General features: G+C 53.2%; 12 protein-coding genes. 4 read left to right on the plus strand and 8 right to left on the minus strand.

The window, feature by feature from the left end:
- Window positions 1–210 precede the first annotated feature (210 nt).
- From AC27KL_RS02885 to AC27KL_RS02895, 3 genes are all read left to right on the plus strand, one after another.
- A complete protein-coding gene (locus AC27KL_RS02885; RefSeq protein WP_487168780.1) occupies window positions 211–1,320 on the plus strand; it encodes a BTAD domain-containing putative transcriptional regulator in 1,110 nt (369 codons plus the stop codon).
- Between the two features lie 132 nt (window positions 1,321–1,452).
- Window positions 1,453–5,352, plus strand: coding sequence for an S-layer homology domain-containing protein (locus AC27KL_RS02890; RefSeq protein WP_487168781.1), 3,900 nt, complete (start codon window positions 1,453–1,455; stop codon window positions 5,350–5,352).
- 461 nt (window positions 5,353–5,813) lie between these two features.
- Complete coding sequence (locus tag AC27KL_RS02895) at window positions 5,814–7,049, plus strand: cytochrome P450 (protein ID WP_487168782.1); 1,236 nt, start codon at window positions 5,814–5,816, stop codon at window positions 7,047–7,049.
- A gap of 95 nt (window positions 7,050–7,144) precedes the next feature.
- Here AC27KL_RS02895 and AC27KL_RS02900 read toward each other — a convergent pair whose 3' ends face one another.
- The 3 genes from AC27KL_RS02900 to AC27KL_RS02910 form a co-directional block, all read right to left on the minus strand.
- A complete protein-coding gene (locus AC27KL_RS02900; RefSeq protein ID WP_487168783.1) occupies window positions 7,145–8,266 on the minus strand; it encodes an NAD(P)/FAD-dependent oxidoreductase in 1,122 nt (373 codons plus the stop codon).
- A 97-nt stretch (window positions 8,267–8,363) separates the two neighbouring features.
- Window positions 8,364–8,690 (minus strand): AzlD domain-containing protein, encoded by a 327-nt coding sequence (locus tag AC27KL_RS02905; RefSeq protein ID WP_036715267.1) that lies wholly within the window; start codon window positions 8,688–8,690, stop codon window positions 8,364–8,366.
- Window positions 8,681–9,412 (minus strand): AzlC family ABC transporter permease, encoded by a 732-nt coding sequence (locus AC27KL_RS02910; RefSeq protein WP_339324685.1) that lies wholly within the window; start codon window positions 9,410–9,412, stop codon window positions 8,681–8,683. Before AC27KL_RS02910 ends, AC27KL_RS02905 begins: the two co-directional genes overlap by 10 nt.
- Before the next feature lie 345 nt (window positions 9,413–9,757).
- Here AC27KL_RS02910 and AC27KL_RS02915 point away from each other — a divergent pair, with 345 nt between their 5' ends.
- Window positions 9,758–10,756 carry a CPBP family intramembrane glutamic endopeptidase gene (locus AC27KL_RS02915; RefSeq protein ID WP_339324684.1) on the plus strand — a complete coding sequence of 333 codons (999 nt, stop codon included), beginning with the start codon at window positions 9,758–9,760 and terminating at the stop codon, window positions 10,754–10,756.
- 165 nt (window positions 10,757–10,921) lie between these two features.
- Here the strand turns inward: AC27KL_RS02915 and AC27KL_RS02920 are convergent, their stop codons facing one another.
- From AC27KL_RS02920 to AC27KL_RS02940, 5 genes are read right to left on the minus strand one after another with little or no spacing between them, the layout of a single operon-like run.
- A complete protein-coding gene (locus AC27KL_RS02920) occupies window positions 10,922–11,698 on the minus strand; it encodes an ABC transporter permease (protein ID WP_339324683.1) in 777 nt (258 codons plus the stop codon).
- Between the two features lie 21 nt (window positions 11,699–11,719).
- Entirely contained in the window at window positions 11,720–12,496 is a 777-nt protein-coding gene (locus AC27KL_RS02925) for an ABC transporter ATP-binding protein (protein ID WP_036715264.1), read from the minus strand.
- An 11-nt stretch (window positions 12,497–12,507) separates the two neighbouring features.
- Window positions 12,508–13,518 (minus strand): ABC transporter substrate-binding protein, encoded by a 1,011-nt coding sequence (locus tag AC27KL_RS02930; RefSeq protein WP_339324682.1) that lies wholly within the window; start codon window positions 13,516–13,518, stop codon window positions 12,508–12,510.
- On the minus strand, window positions 13,511–14,965 hold the full coding sequence (locus AC27KL_RS02935) for an aryl-sulfate sulfotransferase (RefSeq protein ID WP_487168784.1): 1,455 nt from the start codon (window positions 14,963–14,965) through the stop codon (window positions 13,511–13,513). Before AC27KL_RS02935 ends, AC27KL_RS02930 begins: the two co-directional genes overlap by 8 nt.
- Before the next feature lie 33 nt (window positions 14,966–14,998).
- Window positions 14,999–15,541 (minus strand): MarR family winged helix-turn-helix transcriptional regulator, encoded by a 543-nt coding sequence (locus tag AC27KL_RS02940; RefSeq protein ID WP_339324680.1) that lies wholly within the window; start codon window positions 15,539–15,541, stop codon window positions 14,999–15,001.
- Between the last annotated feature and the right edge of the window lie 305 nt (window positions 15,542–15,846).

Here is a 15,846-nt window from a genome sequence, read left to right on the forward strand (position 1 = left end):
TATAGCAAAGGAATTCTTCCCTCGGGGTGTGGAACTTTGTTATCTCGTCAATAACAATTTCCATTTTGAGGTGCTGAATTCCTTTTAATTATGCTCAAAACACCCTGACTTTTTCAGGGGAAACTAATTATTGAAAGCGTGGAAGGAACAGGAACGAAGGTTTCCTTCTCCATTCCCGCGGAGCCGATCAAGCCGACTGGAGGTTAAGGTATGCTGCGAGCTATGATCGTAGATGATGAAGAATTATCACTGAAACGTTTGAGAAGAATTTTGTCCGAGAACGGAACCGTTGAAATATGCGCTGCTTTTGGGGATCCGCTGGAAGCCTATGAATATGTGAAGAAAAGTCCGGTAGACGTCGTCTTTTTGGATATTTCAATGCCGGAAATGAATGGCATGAAGCTTTCCATCCTGCTGGCTGAGCTCGATGATTCCATAGATTTGGTGTTTGTCACAGGGTATGACGAGTATGCCTTGCAAGCTTTCGAAGTCAATGCCCTCGACTATGTGCTGAAACCAGTCACTTCGGAACGAATTCGTAAAACGCTGAGTAAAGTCAGCAAAAGACGCGGGTATGCACCTGCCGAATCAGGCATAGCCGTTCATCTATTTAACGGATTTAAAATCATGCAGCGTGGACAACCTCACGCCCAGCTAAAACTAAGAAGCCCTAAAACGGAGGAATTGTTTGCCTTTCTGCTGTGCAAAGGTACGGTAAGCAAGGAAGAAATCATCGACACGTTATGGAACGGCCTGGAGCCTCAAAAGGCATGGAAAAACCTGAACCAGACCCTCTACTATATTCGCAAAGCGATTCATGACAATAAGGCAGGTCAGTGCATCGAGGCAGGCAGAAATGACATCCGTATTCACGGGGGCAGCATGTATTGTGATTTATATGAGTTTGAAAACGTGGCGAAACAGATCCGAATGAATCCGTTGCAACATGAGCATCTGCTGGAGAGGGCCCTCTCCCTGTACACGGGGCCTTTATTGCAAGGCAAGTCCTATGAATGGGCAGGCAGCATCATTTACCGTCTCGAACAAAAGTATTTAGAAATGCTGGAGGCAGCCGCAAGACACTATCTCCAGTGCAATGATCACGCTAAATCGCTGTATTACTTTGGAGAAATCGTGAAGCGAGAATCTCTCCGGGAAGATATCCATGATGAGATGATCCGGCTTTATGCCCGGCTTGGGAGAAAGAATGAAGCGCTACAGCAGTACCGCCTGCTGGAGGAAACCCTTCTGCAGGAACTTGGTACGAGGCCGGAACCGCATCTTAAAGAGCAAATCGAGAAACTGCTGCATACGAATTAGCTGAACAAAGAGCCTTCGAATCGACTGCATTCGAGGGCTCTTTCTTGTTTATTTTTTGTTTATCGCGCTCATGTATAATGATCCCGATTTTTGTCGCAGAAAAAACAGACTAAATTAAGAGGGGATCTGAACATGAAGCAAACATTTACAAAAATAGCTATTTGCTCCACGTTGTCATTGGGGCTCGCCGTATCTGGTGTCGGCCCGGTCCATTCCGTATTGGCACAGGCCGGGTCAAGCTTAGTGTGGATTGACAACAGTCCAGCAGCACTGCCGTCCATCAATGAAGACGATGCGAACAGCACAGGAGCGCGCATATCCGATCTTCTGTCAGGGAAAGTTTCGGACCCGATGAATGCAGGAGTCGCGATTACGGACTTGGATAATGCCCATGGCAATTGGCAGTATTATAATGCCAGCATCGGTCTTTGGTATAATATCGAACCTACTTCGGACAATCACGTCTTATTGCTAGAAAGCACGGATCAAATCAGGTTCGTCCCTGCAAGGGATTGGAATGGAGACACTTCAGTAAAGTATAAGCTATGGGATGCGTCGGCAAACGGCCTCCAGAAGTACAGTTATGTGGACTCGACGAGTTATTCGGGATTCGGTTCAGATTTGGGATCGGCCGGCATTCAGGTTCTGCCCGTGAACGACCCGCCCTATCTGACCGAAATCAGCGGAGGAGACTACCTCAGCTTTGATGGCAACGGGGATTACGTGACCTTTCCGGATTTGGGGATGTACGGGAACTCCTTTACCGTAGAAGGATACCTGAAAGTGAATGCCTTTCAAACATGGATGCGATTTTTCGATTCCTCGATTGGCATGAACAACTATAATGTGTTTGTTGGATTCGACAGAACCAAAATGAATTTCTCTTCCTACACAAGTCAATATCCAGGGGCCGGCGGCAATATTACGACGCAAGAAAACTTCCCGCTCTCCCAATGGGTTCATGTGGCGATTGTCTATGACCAAACCCAAAAGACAGGGAGCATTTACTGGGACGGCGCGCTAAAGGCTCGGGGGCCGATGGATTTAAGCGTAATCGGTAATAAAGCCAGACCAAACAACTGGCTTGGTAAAAGTACATGGGCACAAGATGGCGATTATAATGGCGGCATGAAGGATGTAAGATTCTGGAGCAAAGCGAAGAGCCAAGACGAAATTATTCGCGGGATGAACGATGATTTGACTGGTTCCGAAAATCATCTGGTTGCCAATTATAAATTAAACGACCGCAGCAGCGGCAATATTGCTCTGAATACGGGAGGACCACAAAACAACGGTACGATCAGCAACGCTGCCTGGGCGCAAAATACGGGCTTTGTAGGAAGTACGATCACGGATAAAAACAAGTCGGCGGCGAGAACGTTTAAAATACTCGATCCTGACGAAGGGGACCAGATTCAAGTATCGGCCCGTTCTTCCAATCCATCATTGATCGCTGACCAGAACCTCGTCATTACAGGCAGCGGCGAAGAACGAACGTTGACGATGACTCCTGCCGCCAATGCTTATGGTCAATCTGTCATCACCGTGACTCTGAATGACGGAAGCGCAAGCACAACGTATTCTTTTACGCTCAACGTGAACAATACCGGGGACGTTCTCGTTACAGGCGTTACCCTCGATTCAAAAAAACTGGAACTTACCGTAGGCGGAGCAACCCAAACATTGATTGCGACCGTGGAACCCGCAGATGCGGCGAATCGAAGCGTTACCTGGAAATCCAGCGATGAAACGGTGGCTGCCGTGGATCAAAACGGAGTCGTGACGCCGGTAGGTCCCGGAAATGCAACGATTACGGTGGAAACGACTGACGGAAGCTTTAAAGATACAGCAGCGGTTCATGTCGCGGACAAGCCGAGTGCCCCGACCGACGTAAAGGCCCTTGCCGGAGACGGAGAAGCTACGATCAGCTTTAAAGAACCGGATCGTAATGGTGGAAGCCCTATTACTCAGTATACGGTTATCGTGAGTCCGGGAGGCAAGACCGTTACCGGCAGCGGCAGCCCGATTAAGGTAACCGGATTAGATAACGGGACCCCTTACACCTTTACAGTGATCGCGACGAATCGTGCAGGCGATTCGGCAGCTTCGGCATCGTCGGGCGCAGTTATTCCGGTGCCGCCTGCGCCGGGTGCTCCGGTATTGAAGCCGCCTGTTGCCGGCAATGGTCAAGTGGCGCTTGCCTGGGACCCCGTCGACGGAGCAACCGGATATAAAGTTTTCCAAAGTGAAAATCCTGACGCGATTGATACCCAGGTAGCGACCGTCACCGGCTCCGTGTACAACTATTTGGCGACCGGCCTGACTAACGGCACGACTTATTATTTTGCCGTGATGGCAACGAATCTGGGCGAAGACAGCCCTGCCTCCCTGCCTGTAAGCGCAACGCCGGTAACTACTCCCGCCGCCCCGACGAATGTGAAGGCCGTCGCAGGCAACGGTGAAGCGACGATTACGTTCACCCCTCCCGCAGACAATGGCGGCAGACCGATTACGGGGTATGAAGTGTCAGTTCAGCCAGGCGGCATGATCGTCACTGGGGCAGCCAGTCCAATGACGATTACCGGGTTAACCAACGGCGTGAGTTATACATTTACGGTTAAAGCGATAAACAGCGCCGGCAGCGGCGAATCTTCGGCGGAATCGAATCCGGTTATCCCAAAACAGCCATCAAGCGGAGACGATTCCAATACGCCGGCACCGACACCAGTACCGCCAACAACAACCGGGCCAACGGCTCCTACGGCTCCGCCAAAAGCCGATACGAGCACAGCTATACTGGTCAATGGCAACTCGGAAAAGGCCGGAAACATCACAACTTCCAAGCGTGATGGCCAAACCGTTACTACGGTAGCTCTCGATCCGAAGAAGCTGGAAGATATGCTCCAAGCAGCGGGACAGCATGCGGTTGTTACGATTCCCGTGGCCACGGATTCCGATACGGTTTCCTCCGAATTAAACGGTCAGATGGTTAAAAGTATGGAGAATAAACAGGCCGTCTTGGAAATCAAAACAAACCGGGCGACGTTTACCCTTCCCGCACAGCAAATAGACATCGACTCGATCGCCAACCAGATCGGCAAATCGGTAGCTTTGCAGGACATCAAGGTACGAATCGAAATGGCCACTCCGGCTGCGGACAAAGTAAAAGCCTTGGACAAAGCCGCTGCCGATGGATCGTTCACCCTTGTTGCACCTCCGGTCGAATTTGCAATTCGCGGCATTTACGGGGATAAAGTGATCGAAGTGTCGAAATTCAACGCCTACGTGGAGCGTATGATCACGATTCCGAACGGCGTCGACCCAAGCAAAATTACGACAGGCGTTGCCGTTGATCCGGATGGAACGGTCCGCCACGTACCGACCAAAATTACAGTCATCGGTGGAAAGTATTATGCCAAAATCAACAGCTTAACCAATGACGTGTATTCGGTCGTCTGGCACCCGCTCGAATTCAGCGATGCGGCAAACCACTGGGCTAAAGCCTCCGTTAATGAGATGGGATCGCGCATGGTTATCGAAGGCATGGGGGACGGCCGGTTCGGTCCGGACCGCGACATTACCCGCGCCGAGTTCGCCGCGATCGTCGTTCGTGGCCTGGGGCTAAAGCCTGAAGAAGGAACGGCGCCATTCCAGGATGTGAAGACATCGGATTGGTACAGCGGAGCAATCGAAACAGCATCCGCTTATCGGCTGATCCAAGGTTTCGAGGACGGCACCTTCCGTCCGAACGAAAAGATTACCCGTGAGCAGGCTATGGCGATTGTCGCTAAAGCGACGAAGCTTACGGGCCTGGCAGCGAAGCTTAATCAACAATCGGCAGAAAAAACGCTAGAGCCGTATACGGATGCTGCGCATGCCGCACGCTGGGCACAGCAAAGCATCGCAGATTGCCTGCAGGCCGGTATCGTGACAGGCCGAAGCAGCACCCGGCTTGCTCCAGCTTCATTCATCACAAGAGCGGAAGTAGCCGCGGTCGTAGAGCGGCTGCTGCAAAAGTCCGACCTGATATAATACGTAAATCCATATAGAGAAAGGGTTATCCCGATACAGATCAGCTCACTGCGTTCTGTTTCGGATAACCCTTTTTCTCGTCACGGGGCAGTTGTTCTCTTTTTCAAAATGTTCAAACACACTAACGGGACGTTCAGGAGAGGGCTAAGCTCCCCCCCCATTAAATGCAGCGGAAGCGTCAACAAGGACACCAAAATCCCGATCAGTCCCGTGCTGAAGCCGCTGACGGCACCCATCCACTCCGAGTCTTTGAGCACGCACGCCGTGCTTGTTTCCCTGAAAATAGTTGCTCGCTCCGGGCGTTTCTGTACAACGACAATAAATGCGCGCATTCCCATCGGTAAAACAGAACTTTCGGCATGGGTCGTTCGAAAGTGGCCCCTTTATCCCCGGCATGTTATAATTAACATATATTGGAATTCTTGTTGATGTCCCCATTTTACAAACCGGGAGGGAAACGAATGCAAAAGGAAATTATCTCCTTAGCCGAAATCACCCAGTTTCAATCCGCCGCCGAAGAATTTAGCCCTTTTGAATGGTACAAGCACAAATTGGAACAGGAACCGATCAGCTACAACGAAGCAACGAATTCGTGGAATGTTTTCCGGTATGAAGACGTTAAAAGAGTGCTGAGCGACCATGAATACTTCTCCAGTGTCAGAACCCGGACAACCATCAGCGTCGGCGCGGACAATGAGGAAGGCCAACATTCTTCCGGCCGCATTAATTTGAATTCGGATCCTCCGGAACACCGGAAAAGCCGCAGCCTGCTTTCGGCCGCTTTTACGCCAAGAAGCTTGAAACTTTGGGAGCCGCGCATCCATGAAGTGGTCAGGCAGCTGATCCAGGACATGGGCGACGATCCGGTCATCGATATCGTTCCAGCTTTTTCCGGCGCCCTGCCTACCATCGTGATTGCCGACTTGCTCGGCGTTCCGTCGGAGGACCGTTTTTTGTTCAAAACGTGGGTCGACCACCTGTTCCTCCCGCTGCCGAAAGAAAATGTCGAGGACGTTCAGGAGCTGAAACGACAGGCGGCCAAAAACTACTACAGCTATCTTTACCCTCATGTCGTCCATAAAAGAACGAACCTTGCCGATGACATCATCTCGGACCTGATTCAGGCGGAGGTTGACGGGGAACGTTTGACGGATGACGAAATCGTCCGGATGACCATGTTCATCCTGGGAGCCGGCATCGAGACGACAAGTCATCTGCTGGCCTGCACGTTTTATTCGTTTTTATATGACGACGAACGGATTTATGCCGAAGTGCAGTCGAACCGCGAGCTGCTTCCGAATACCGTAGAAGAAATGCTCCGCTACCGTTTTCATGTCGCCAAAATGGATCGGACGGTAAAAATAGACAACGACGTGCTCGGCGTTCCGCTAAAAAAAGGCGATGTCGTCGTTTCCTGGATGAGCGCCGCCAATATGGACAAAGAGGTGTTCGAGGACCCCTTCACTTTGAACATTCACCGGCCCAACAACAAAAAGCATCTCACCTTCGGCAGCGGGCCGCATTTTTGCCTGGGAGCCCCGCTTGCCAGATTGGAGGCCAACATCGGCCTCGGACTGTTCTTGGATCACTTCCGGCGGATCGAACCCGTTCCCGGTTTCAAGCTGGAAGAACATCTGACGCCTTCCGCCGCCGGACAAACGCTGGCTTCCCTGCCGGTACGCGTCCATCGCTGGTGAGAAGGGATATGACTTCTAGTAAGAATGAAAAAAGCCTCTTCCTTGTGAAGAGGCTTAAGTTTATCGCAACCAAACACTCAGCAGCTTGGGTCCGGTTACCCGATGGCTTTTCGGATGTCGTAATCCCGGATGTCGATGTCCAGGTCCATCCCCAATGCCAGCTTGGCCAATTGGCTTCCTAAAAACGGTCCCATCGTCAAGCCTGACGCCCCGAGCCCGTTGGCCGCAAGCAGCCCTTCCCAGCCCGGGACGGCGCCGATGACGGGAAGAAATTCGGGGGTAAACGGGCGAAAACCGACCCTGACCTCCTGAAACTTGCTCTCGGCCAAACGAGGAGCCAAGCTTAACCCTTTATTTAAAATCTCCTGCATTCCCCCTGCCGTGATTCGCGTATCATAACCTTCGATGTCGTTTTCGTGGGTAGCCCCGATCACGATTTTTTGTTCGCCGAATGCGATCATGTATTGATCCGAAGGCGGCATCACGACGGGCCACTTGCCCGTATCCTCTTTGCGGTCGACCTGCACGTGCATGATTTGCGCCTTCTGGAAACGAACGTTAAACCGAATGCCGAGCGGCTCCAGCAGCAGCCCGGCCCATGCGCCGGCGCAAACGACGGTTTGGTCGGCCGAAATGCGCTCATTGCCTACCATGACGCCTGTTACGCGGTTGGCCTCGTACGTTAGGACGGCATCGCCTTGCAGATATACCGCTCCATGCCGCTGCGCCGACCGGATCAGCGCGTCACGCAGGGCGCGTCCATCGACGCGTGCGGCGCCGCTGATGCGAACCGAATGATACCCTTCTCCCAGCAAAGGAAAAAGTGCTTGGGTTTCAGCCTCGTTCAGCATCTCAATCTCTCCGATTTCCGGCGCGTCTTCTTTTCGCAGCCGGGCCCGCTCCTCCATCTTACGAATTTTTTCCGGATCCAGATGGATGCTAAGGGCGCCCACCCGTGCATATCCCGTTTCGGTTTCGCCTTCACGGGTGAGCTCTTCGATCAATCCCGGGTAAAACCGTGCCCCGGCCTTCGCCAGCCGATACCAAGCTTGATTGCGGCGCTGCGACAGCCAAGGGCAGATGATCCCGGCAGCGGCATCCGTAGCTTGCCCTTGATCTTGGCGATCGATCAGAAGGACATCCGCCCCCATTTTCGACAATTGATATGCGGTCGATGCCCCCAGAATCCCCGATCCGATGACGATGACTTTCTTCATGACTACAATCCTTTCCAAAACATGAGGTCGCATGATTCAATAGTTTATGAAACTAATGTTACCAAACGAAATAAAAAAAGCCCAGAGAATCAGGCTTTTAAAGGATAAACCGCAAAACCATCACCGTGAGGATGCCTACCACGACCGTCCCCAACAAGCTTCGCGTAAGGATGGCGGTCGCAAAGGTCGGTACCGCCGCCAATATTTCGGTATAATTCCGGGATATATCAAGCTTTCCGTCATTCATGAACAATTCCTGTCCAATTAAGGCAGCCATAACAGCGACAGGAACATAATTCAGCCACCGCATCGCCCAATCCGGCAGCTGCATCCGGCTGAGCACCACGAGCGGAAGCACTCTCGGAAGGAGCGTCACGACGGAGGCCCCTATAATCGCGAGCAGGATATGCCATCTTATCTCCATTTTTCCACCGCCATTCCAAGCGTCGCCGCAATAACCGTGGCCGCGATGACGGCCATGCTTCCGGTTAAGAAATAGCTGGAACCGATCACCAACCCCACCGCGCAAACGGCAACCATCAGGTCTTTAAGGATCTTCTTTCTGCTGACCATCTGCAGGACGAGCAAACCGATAAACATGCCCGTCAGCGCAAAATCCAGGCCGAACTTTTCCGGTTCCGTGATCCATTGACCGAAAAAAGCCCCGGCAATGGTCGCAATAATCCAATTGAGATACGCGGTAACGTTTAAGCCGTGCATCCATTTCTCGTCGAGGGAAGTTCGATTCATGGCCTTGTTCATCGCAACCCCGAAAGTTTCGTCCGTAAGCAGGGTGCCGATCAACATCGTCTTCAACGAAGTAAGATGCCGGAAATAAGGCGATACGGCCGCGCTTAGCAGCAAGTGACGAAGGTTCACGATAAAAACCGTAAGAATAATAGCCGTAACCGATCCATGGGAAGCAATCATGCCTGCCATGATAAATTGGGCGGAACCTGCATAAATCATCGTTGACATCAAGGTGATTTCCAACAATGACAAGCCGGACGTTTTTCCGACAACGCCTGCGGCGAAACCGATGCTTAAGTAACCGAGCAGCGTCGGAATGCAATCCTTGACGCCTTGGTAGAAGCTGTCTTCGCGCACGGTAAAATCTTGTTTGTTTACTTGAACCTTTTCAGACACCGTTTTGATCCTCGATTCCATTTCGTTTTTTCTCAGATGTCAGCTTGGACAGCGGATGTTGACGAACCCGTGACGTGTTGACGTTCCGAAAATCCCCCTCTCTATTGCATGTGCGTTATAGTATAAATTACGTGCATTATATCATACAAAATGCCGATAAATGAATAGATTTCACCTCGTAGAATGAGCGTTGATTATGATCCGTCGTATTGCAAGGATTTCAAGACATAAAAACGGACCGCTGGCATGTCCAGCGGTCCGTTTGTGTTATGTTAGGCCTGCTGCCTTACCGAAATCAGGCATTCTATCAGTCACACCTTATACGAAAACTTACTATAAATAGTTATGTCAGATCGAAACGAATTCTGGCGAATCTATGAAATTTCGAAAGGAGGGTTTCTTATTTCAACCTTATCCCCTGAATCCCGCTGGCGAAAAGGTCCGGCGGGCGTATTTCTCGAAGGCGACGGAAGAATCCGTCTATTCTGGCGTGTCCTGCTGGGATGGCTCGCGTTCGTTTCCGGCCTTGGGCTGGCGGTAGCCGCGGCTACGATCGCCGGTAACTACGGCTTCCCTACGTTGGCGCTGCAGGTCATTTTGGCCGTGGTCACGACGGGCGTAAGCGTACCGCTCATTTATTTGCTGCGGCGTTATGCCGACAGGCGGCCTTGGAGCGGCCTGGGGTTGAGTTCGCCCCCGAAAGGGCTGCCTTATTTTCTGCTCGGGATCGGTCTGCTGGCATTGTTGACCGCCGCATCGCTCCTCATCGGTAGCCTGCTCGGGTGGCTGAAAGTCGTTGCTTTCCATCTCCCCGCTTCTACCCTTTTTATCATTCTGATCAATTCGGCTATCGCTTTCTTCTACGAAGCATTTCCCGAAGAAATCTCCTTCCGCGGCTACTTGTACCGGAACCTGAACACGCGCTTTCCCCGCTGGCTCGCTCTCGTCCTCCAGGTTGCCCTGTTCGTGCTCGCCCCCATTGCGCTGACCGCGTTGATGGTGCTTGCGGGAATCGCGACCTGGGATCAAGTGACGGTCGACTATATCATCAATCTGGTCGCATTCGGCACGATGCTGCAGCTATGCCGCATTCTATCGGGCAATCTGTGGATGAATATCGGTTTCCATTTGGCATGGCTCGAAATGGTCCGGTACGTTGTCGTCCCTTCCCCATCGGCCATCGTCGAAGTGGAATATATGTCTCCGCTTGCCGGATACCTGGTGAACATCGGCACGGTCATCCTTGGCGTGATCATCCTTTTGGCCTGGTCGCTCCGACAACGGGTGAACTGGAATCGGATCGAGCCTGATGATCAGCCCGAACCCCAGCATCCCGCAATCTAACCGTTTATTGAATGCAGGCTTGTTTAGGGTAACGCAAACCCGGACATCCGCATGGTTTCAGTTTGGCGCCTTCTGCGCTGTTCGAAGCCATCAAAGGCACCCGAAGAAAATATCGGGTGCCTTCTTCGTTTATTCCGTCTCAATTCCATCCGGTATACCTGTTCGTCAGCGTCTCAATGAGCTCGTGCTGACGACGCCGTATCTGGACAGCAGCTTGCGCCCCAGCAGCGCGACGGCCCGGTCGGTGAGAAAACCCATCAGGCCCAGGCAGATCAGCCCGACGAAAATCCAGTCGGTGCGGAAAAACAGCCGCGAATTCCAAATCAGATAACCGACGCCTTCGTTGGATGCGATCATTTCCGCCCCGATGATCGCCATAAACGACGTTCCCATCGCAAGGCGAATCCCGGTAAAGATATAAGGAACCGTTGCCGGAATGATGACGTGGATGACGATTTGCCATTCCGACGCGCCCATGCTGCGGGCCGACCTGATTTTATCCTCTTCGACGGAGAGGACGCCGGTTAACGTGTTCAAGATCACGATAAAAAACGTGGCGTACATGATCAGCATCACTTTGGACGTTTCCCCGATCCCGAACCATACGAGGAACAACGTGATAAACGCGATCGGCGGAATAAACCGGATAAAATTGAGGAACGGCTCCGCAAACGCCCGGATGGCCCCTACTTTACCGATCAAGATGCCGACGGGCACGGCGAGCAGGCTGCCCAGGGTCCATCCGAGCAGCACGCGGTACGCGCTGATCCCGATATATTGCAGCAGTGTTCCGTCCGCAAGCAGCTCGTAGCCGCCTTTTGCCGTATACAGCGGTCCCGGAAGGATTTCCGGTCCGTAGATCAGCGATATCAGCTGCCAGAGAACCAAGATCCCGATCCAAAACGCAATGTTCAATGACGTTTTTTTGAAATTACCGTTCATGGTGTCCCTCCGTTCCTTCCCCTACTCTTCGAAATGCGCCTGAATGCGATTGTACAATGCGTGGAATTCAGGCGCGGACATGTCGCGCGGATAGGCCAGCGGCACATCGTAGATATGCGTTATTTTGGACGACGGACCGGCCGACATGATACCGATGCGCCCTCCGAGCAGCAGCGCCTCCTGAATGTCATGGGTCACGAAAATGACCGTCTTGTCGGTATCCCTCCAAATGTTGACCAGCTCCCTCTGCATCGTGCGCCGGGTCATCGCGTCGAGCGCGCCGAACGGTTCATCCATCAGCAGGATGGACGGGTCGTTCGAGAGCACCCGCGCAAGCTGGACGCGCTGTTTCATGCCGCCGGACAACTCGCGCGGGAATTTGTTCTCATGCCCTCGGAGTCCAACGAGACCTATGAAGCGGTCCGACACTTCCTTCCGCTTCGCTGCCGGAATGCGTTTCATGCGCAGGCCGAACTCCACGTTCTCCCTTACGGTCAGCCACGGAAAAAGCGAGGAATCCGCCTGCTGAAACACCACCGCGCGGTCCTGTCCCGGCCGGTCCACTTCCTTTTCCCCGACCCGGACCTGCCCCGAGGTTTTGGAGACGAAACCGGCGATCAGGCTGAGCAGGGTGGATTTCCCGCAGCCGCTCGGCCCAAGCAGGACAAAAAATTCTCCCCCTTTGACGACCAGGTCCACGTCTTGAATAATGTAATGAAGATGGCCGGCGCCCGGGGACGCGTAGCTCTTGTTTAACCGTTCAATATGGATTTCGTTTGGCTTTGGCAGCGAGCTCATGGGTTTCCCTCCTATTTCAATTCGATGACGCGGTCCGGAAACGCCTGGCGTACCAGGTCCAGATTCAGTTTCGCATGAAGGTCGAAATCTTTTTCGATGATCTTGTTTTCGACCATATATTTTTTCTGTCCGACCAATCCCTCGTATGCTTTTTGCGTGAAGCCGATATTCCACGGATTTTTCGGAAGATCCTTAAGCGTTGCTTCTCTCGGCTGTTTCACTTCGTCGTACATCATATCCGCCGTTTCGTCCGGATGGGCCTGCGCATAAGTCGAGGCTTCATCCAGCGCCTTCAGGAATTCCACCATGCTTTCCTTGTGGTCCTGGATGAACGAACTTGCGGCAATCAGCCCCGTACCGATCCGCACCGGCGTTTGGGACATATCCGACAGCTCGCGGGCCTCCTCAAGCCCGGCAAACTTCTGGTTGAGCACCGCTCCGTATACCCATGCCGCGTCGATTTCGCCTTTTTTCAGCGCGACGTACGCTTCGTCAAACCCGCCCTGCCCTACGAGCGTCACGTCGGATAACGAAATGCCGTTTTGCTGCAGGTAAACGTCCCATAGATACGGAATAAACGTGCCTCTCGAAAAACTCAGCTTTTTGCCTTTCAGATCGGCTGCGCTGGCGATTTCCTTGCGGGCAAACAGTTTCCACTCGCTTGCGCTTAGATCCGTGGCCGTACCGGAGGAGGCGAAGATGGAATAATCGCCTTTGCTGACGGCGTTCAGCAGCGGGAAGTCCGCGCCGAAGGCGACGTCGACCTGCTTGATGAACAAGGAATTCACACCTTCGGCCGGGGTGGCGAAGTTCACGAGCTCGGCGTCGATGCCGTGTTTCTCGAAAAAGCCTTTTTTCTTCGCGACGCGGAAGACCGTATTGGTCGATATATCGGCAATCTTGAGCTTCAGTCGGCCGCCCTGGCTCGATCCCGCGGCCGTTCCGCAGGCGCTAAGGAGCGAAGCCGACAGCACGAGGGCCATGACGACGAGACTCAAGCGCCGAATGTGCAGCTTATTCATCGCCGGCGCTCTCCTTCCGGATGGTTTCGTCTGTCGTGGCCACGCAGAAAGCGCCTTCCCCGTAAGATACCGTCCCTTCCACATCGACGGCCGTGACCGCTCCCCGGGCAGCGGCGCCCGGCAGCCGGAAATCGGCGACGTCGAACGGGGCGATTTCCGTTTCGACCGGCGCTTCCAACTGCGGAATCCACTCGTAAGGGACCCGATAAGCGCGGTAGACCATGTTGGAATTCCGTTTGTTTTTGTACGGCGAAATGTATTCCCATACCAGTTCATGCTCGCGCGTCACTTCAAAGATTCTGCCGTCTGCGCCTTCCGTAATGAGCGTGTTGCCGTTCGGGAGACGCTGCGCCGAGCTGATGTAAGGACTATAGAACCGGTAAGAGTCGAGCGGCGCCTGGAATCCGGCCTCCGTCGGGGTATACTGCCATTCGATCGCAAGCGTGACCGGGTTGATCTCCAGAATGCGGGAATGGTCGCGGCGCGCCACCTTCAGCCCGTCCGGAGCTTCGGGGTTCGGACTGCCGTAGCCGCCCCAGCCGCCGTTATCGAATACGAGGATATTCCCTTCGCCAGGCAGCCCCCGCGGAATGAGATGGGCATGGTGTTGGCCGATGATCCAGCCGATATGCTCCGTTTCTTTCGACGAATAATCGGGTCCCAGCTTCCATACGATGTTCCCGGATTTTTTATCGATGATCGCGATGATGTTCGCTTCGCGGGCGTCCCAGATCAGGTTATCGGGATGGAACCGCTCGTCGCCCGCATCGTAATGTTTGTTCGGGCCGAGCACCGATACGGAGTTGATATGCATCCAGTCTCCCGAGTGGGTGCCGAACGCCCGCGTGTTGGGATCGCGGAACAACGCCTGTTTGGCCGCTTCGTCGAAGCCCAGCTCGTCAAAATGGTCGCTGACCGCCCATTCCCAAATGACGTTCCCTTCCCAGTCCACCTCGATGATCGTATCGTCGAGCAGCTCGGTGTCGGAAATTTCCGGCCGGTTCACGTTTTTATGCGCAAGGATGATCGTGTTCCCTCCGTCCACCTTTGGTGTCAGCCCCGGGGCGTAGTACCCTACCGGGTTGCCTTCGCGCTGATAATCATGATGCTGGCGCGCCATCCATTGCGCCGGATGGCCCGGATCCTCGATCCATGCGTAACGGTCGAATGTCCAGACGATGTTGCCGTCCCAGTCCACTTGCACCAGGTTGGCTTCGTCCTGGAAACCGTATTTCGGGTCGCGTTCCGCCGTGCTGCCGAGCACATAACCTCCCGGAAATATTTTGTTCGGAAAACCCCGCAGCCCTTTCCAAAGACGGACCTCCCTGCCGTTCATGTCAATGAGCAACGCGCCGGTATCGGCCGCCTGATAAATCGTATACCCGCTCCAAGCTTTGCCTGGCAGGTAAACCGTCGTTCCCGTCGGATAAATCGTTGGATGTCCCATCTTGTTTCTCCCTTCCCGTTTGCGATTATCGTTTTAATACGAAACAAATTTGTTTGAGCGCTTGCCGCTCTCCTTGATGCACACCGCTTCCGTCTTCAAGTCCCTGCCGGCCGATTCCGCTTTTTGGATAACCGCTTCGGCAAATCCCTCCAGGCGGCCATGCAATCGCTGGAACAAGAAGATCAGAAGCTCGAGTTCTGCGAAGGTAAAGGACCCGAACAACGCGTCGATCATATAAGTCCCTGCCTCCCTGTTCCGTGCGACCATCTCTCTTCCTTGCTCGGTAATGTCCAGCGCCACCGTCCTCCTGTCGGTTTTGCTTCGTTTGCGGACGGCAAATCCCAAAGCTTCCAGTTTGTCGCAGATCGCGGTGACGGCACCGGACGTAAAATCCAGCTGCTCGGCGATATCCCCAAGTCCTTGTTCCCCGTCCCTCACAATGGCGTTCAGGATGAGCATGCCCGGGAGCGGGACGCCTTCGATCGTAATTTTGTCGCGCTCCTTGACGAATCTTCGGACCAGCTTGCGAAAATGCCAATCCGCTTCCTCCATTTGTGCCCAGTCTTTTTCTTTCATGCCGCTCCTTTCCGGCGTTATCGACCTTGCTCTGGCTGATTTTAAGAAAAAGGCCTTCCCTGCCCCTCCATCGCGAGCCTTGCGCCGGGAAACAGAAAAGGCCCCTGGTTCTCTACCGGCATGTTTCCGGTATCGATCGCAGGAGCCTTTGGTGGACCAATCGGCTGATCATTTTGTTTAATGTTGAAATAACGAGCATTCATTCAATGAACGATAACCCGTTGGGCTTGACGTAAGATTAAACCAATTATTCACACCTGTCAAGTAGGTTTTTATTTATAATTTGATGCGTACGAAAAATTGCC

The sequence above is a fragment of the Paenibacillus sp. YAE3 genome, assembly GCF_057546105.1.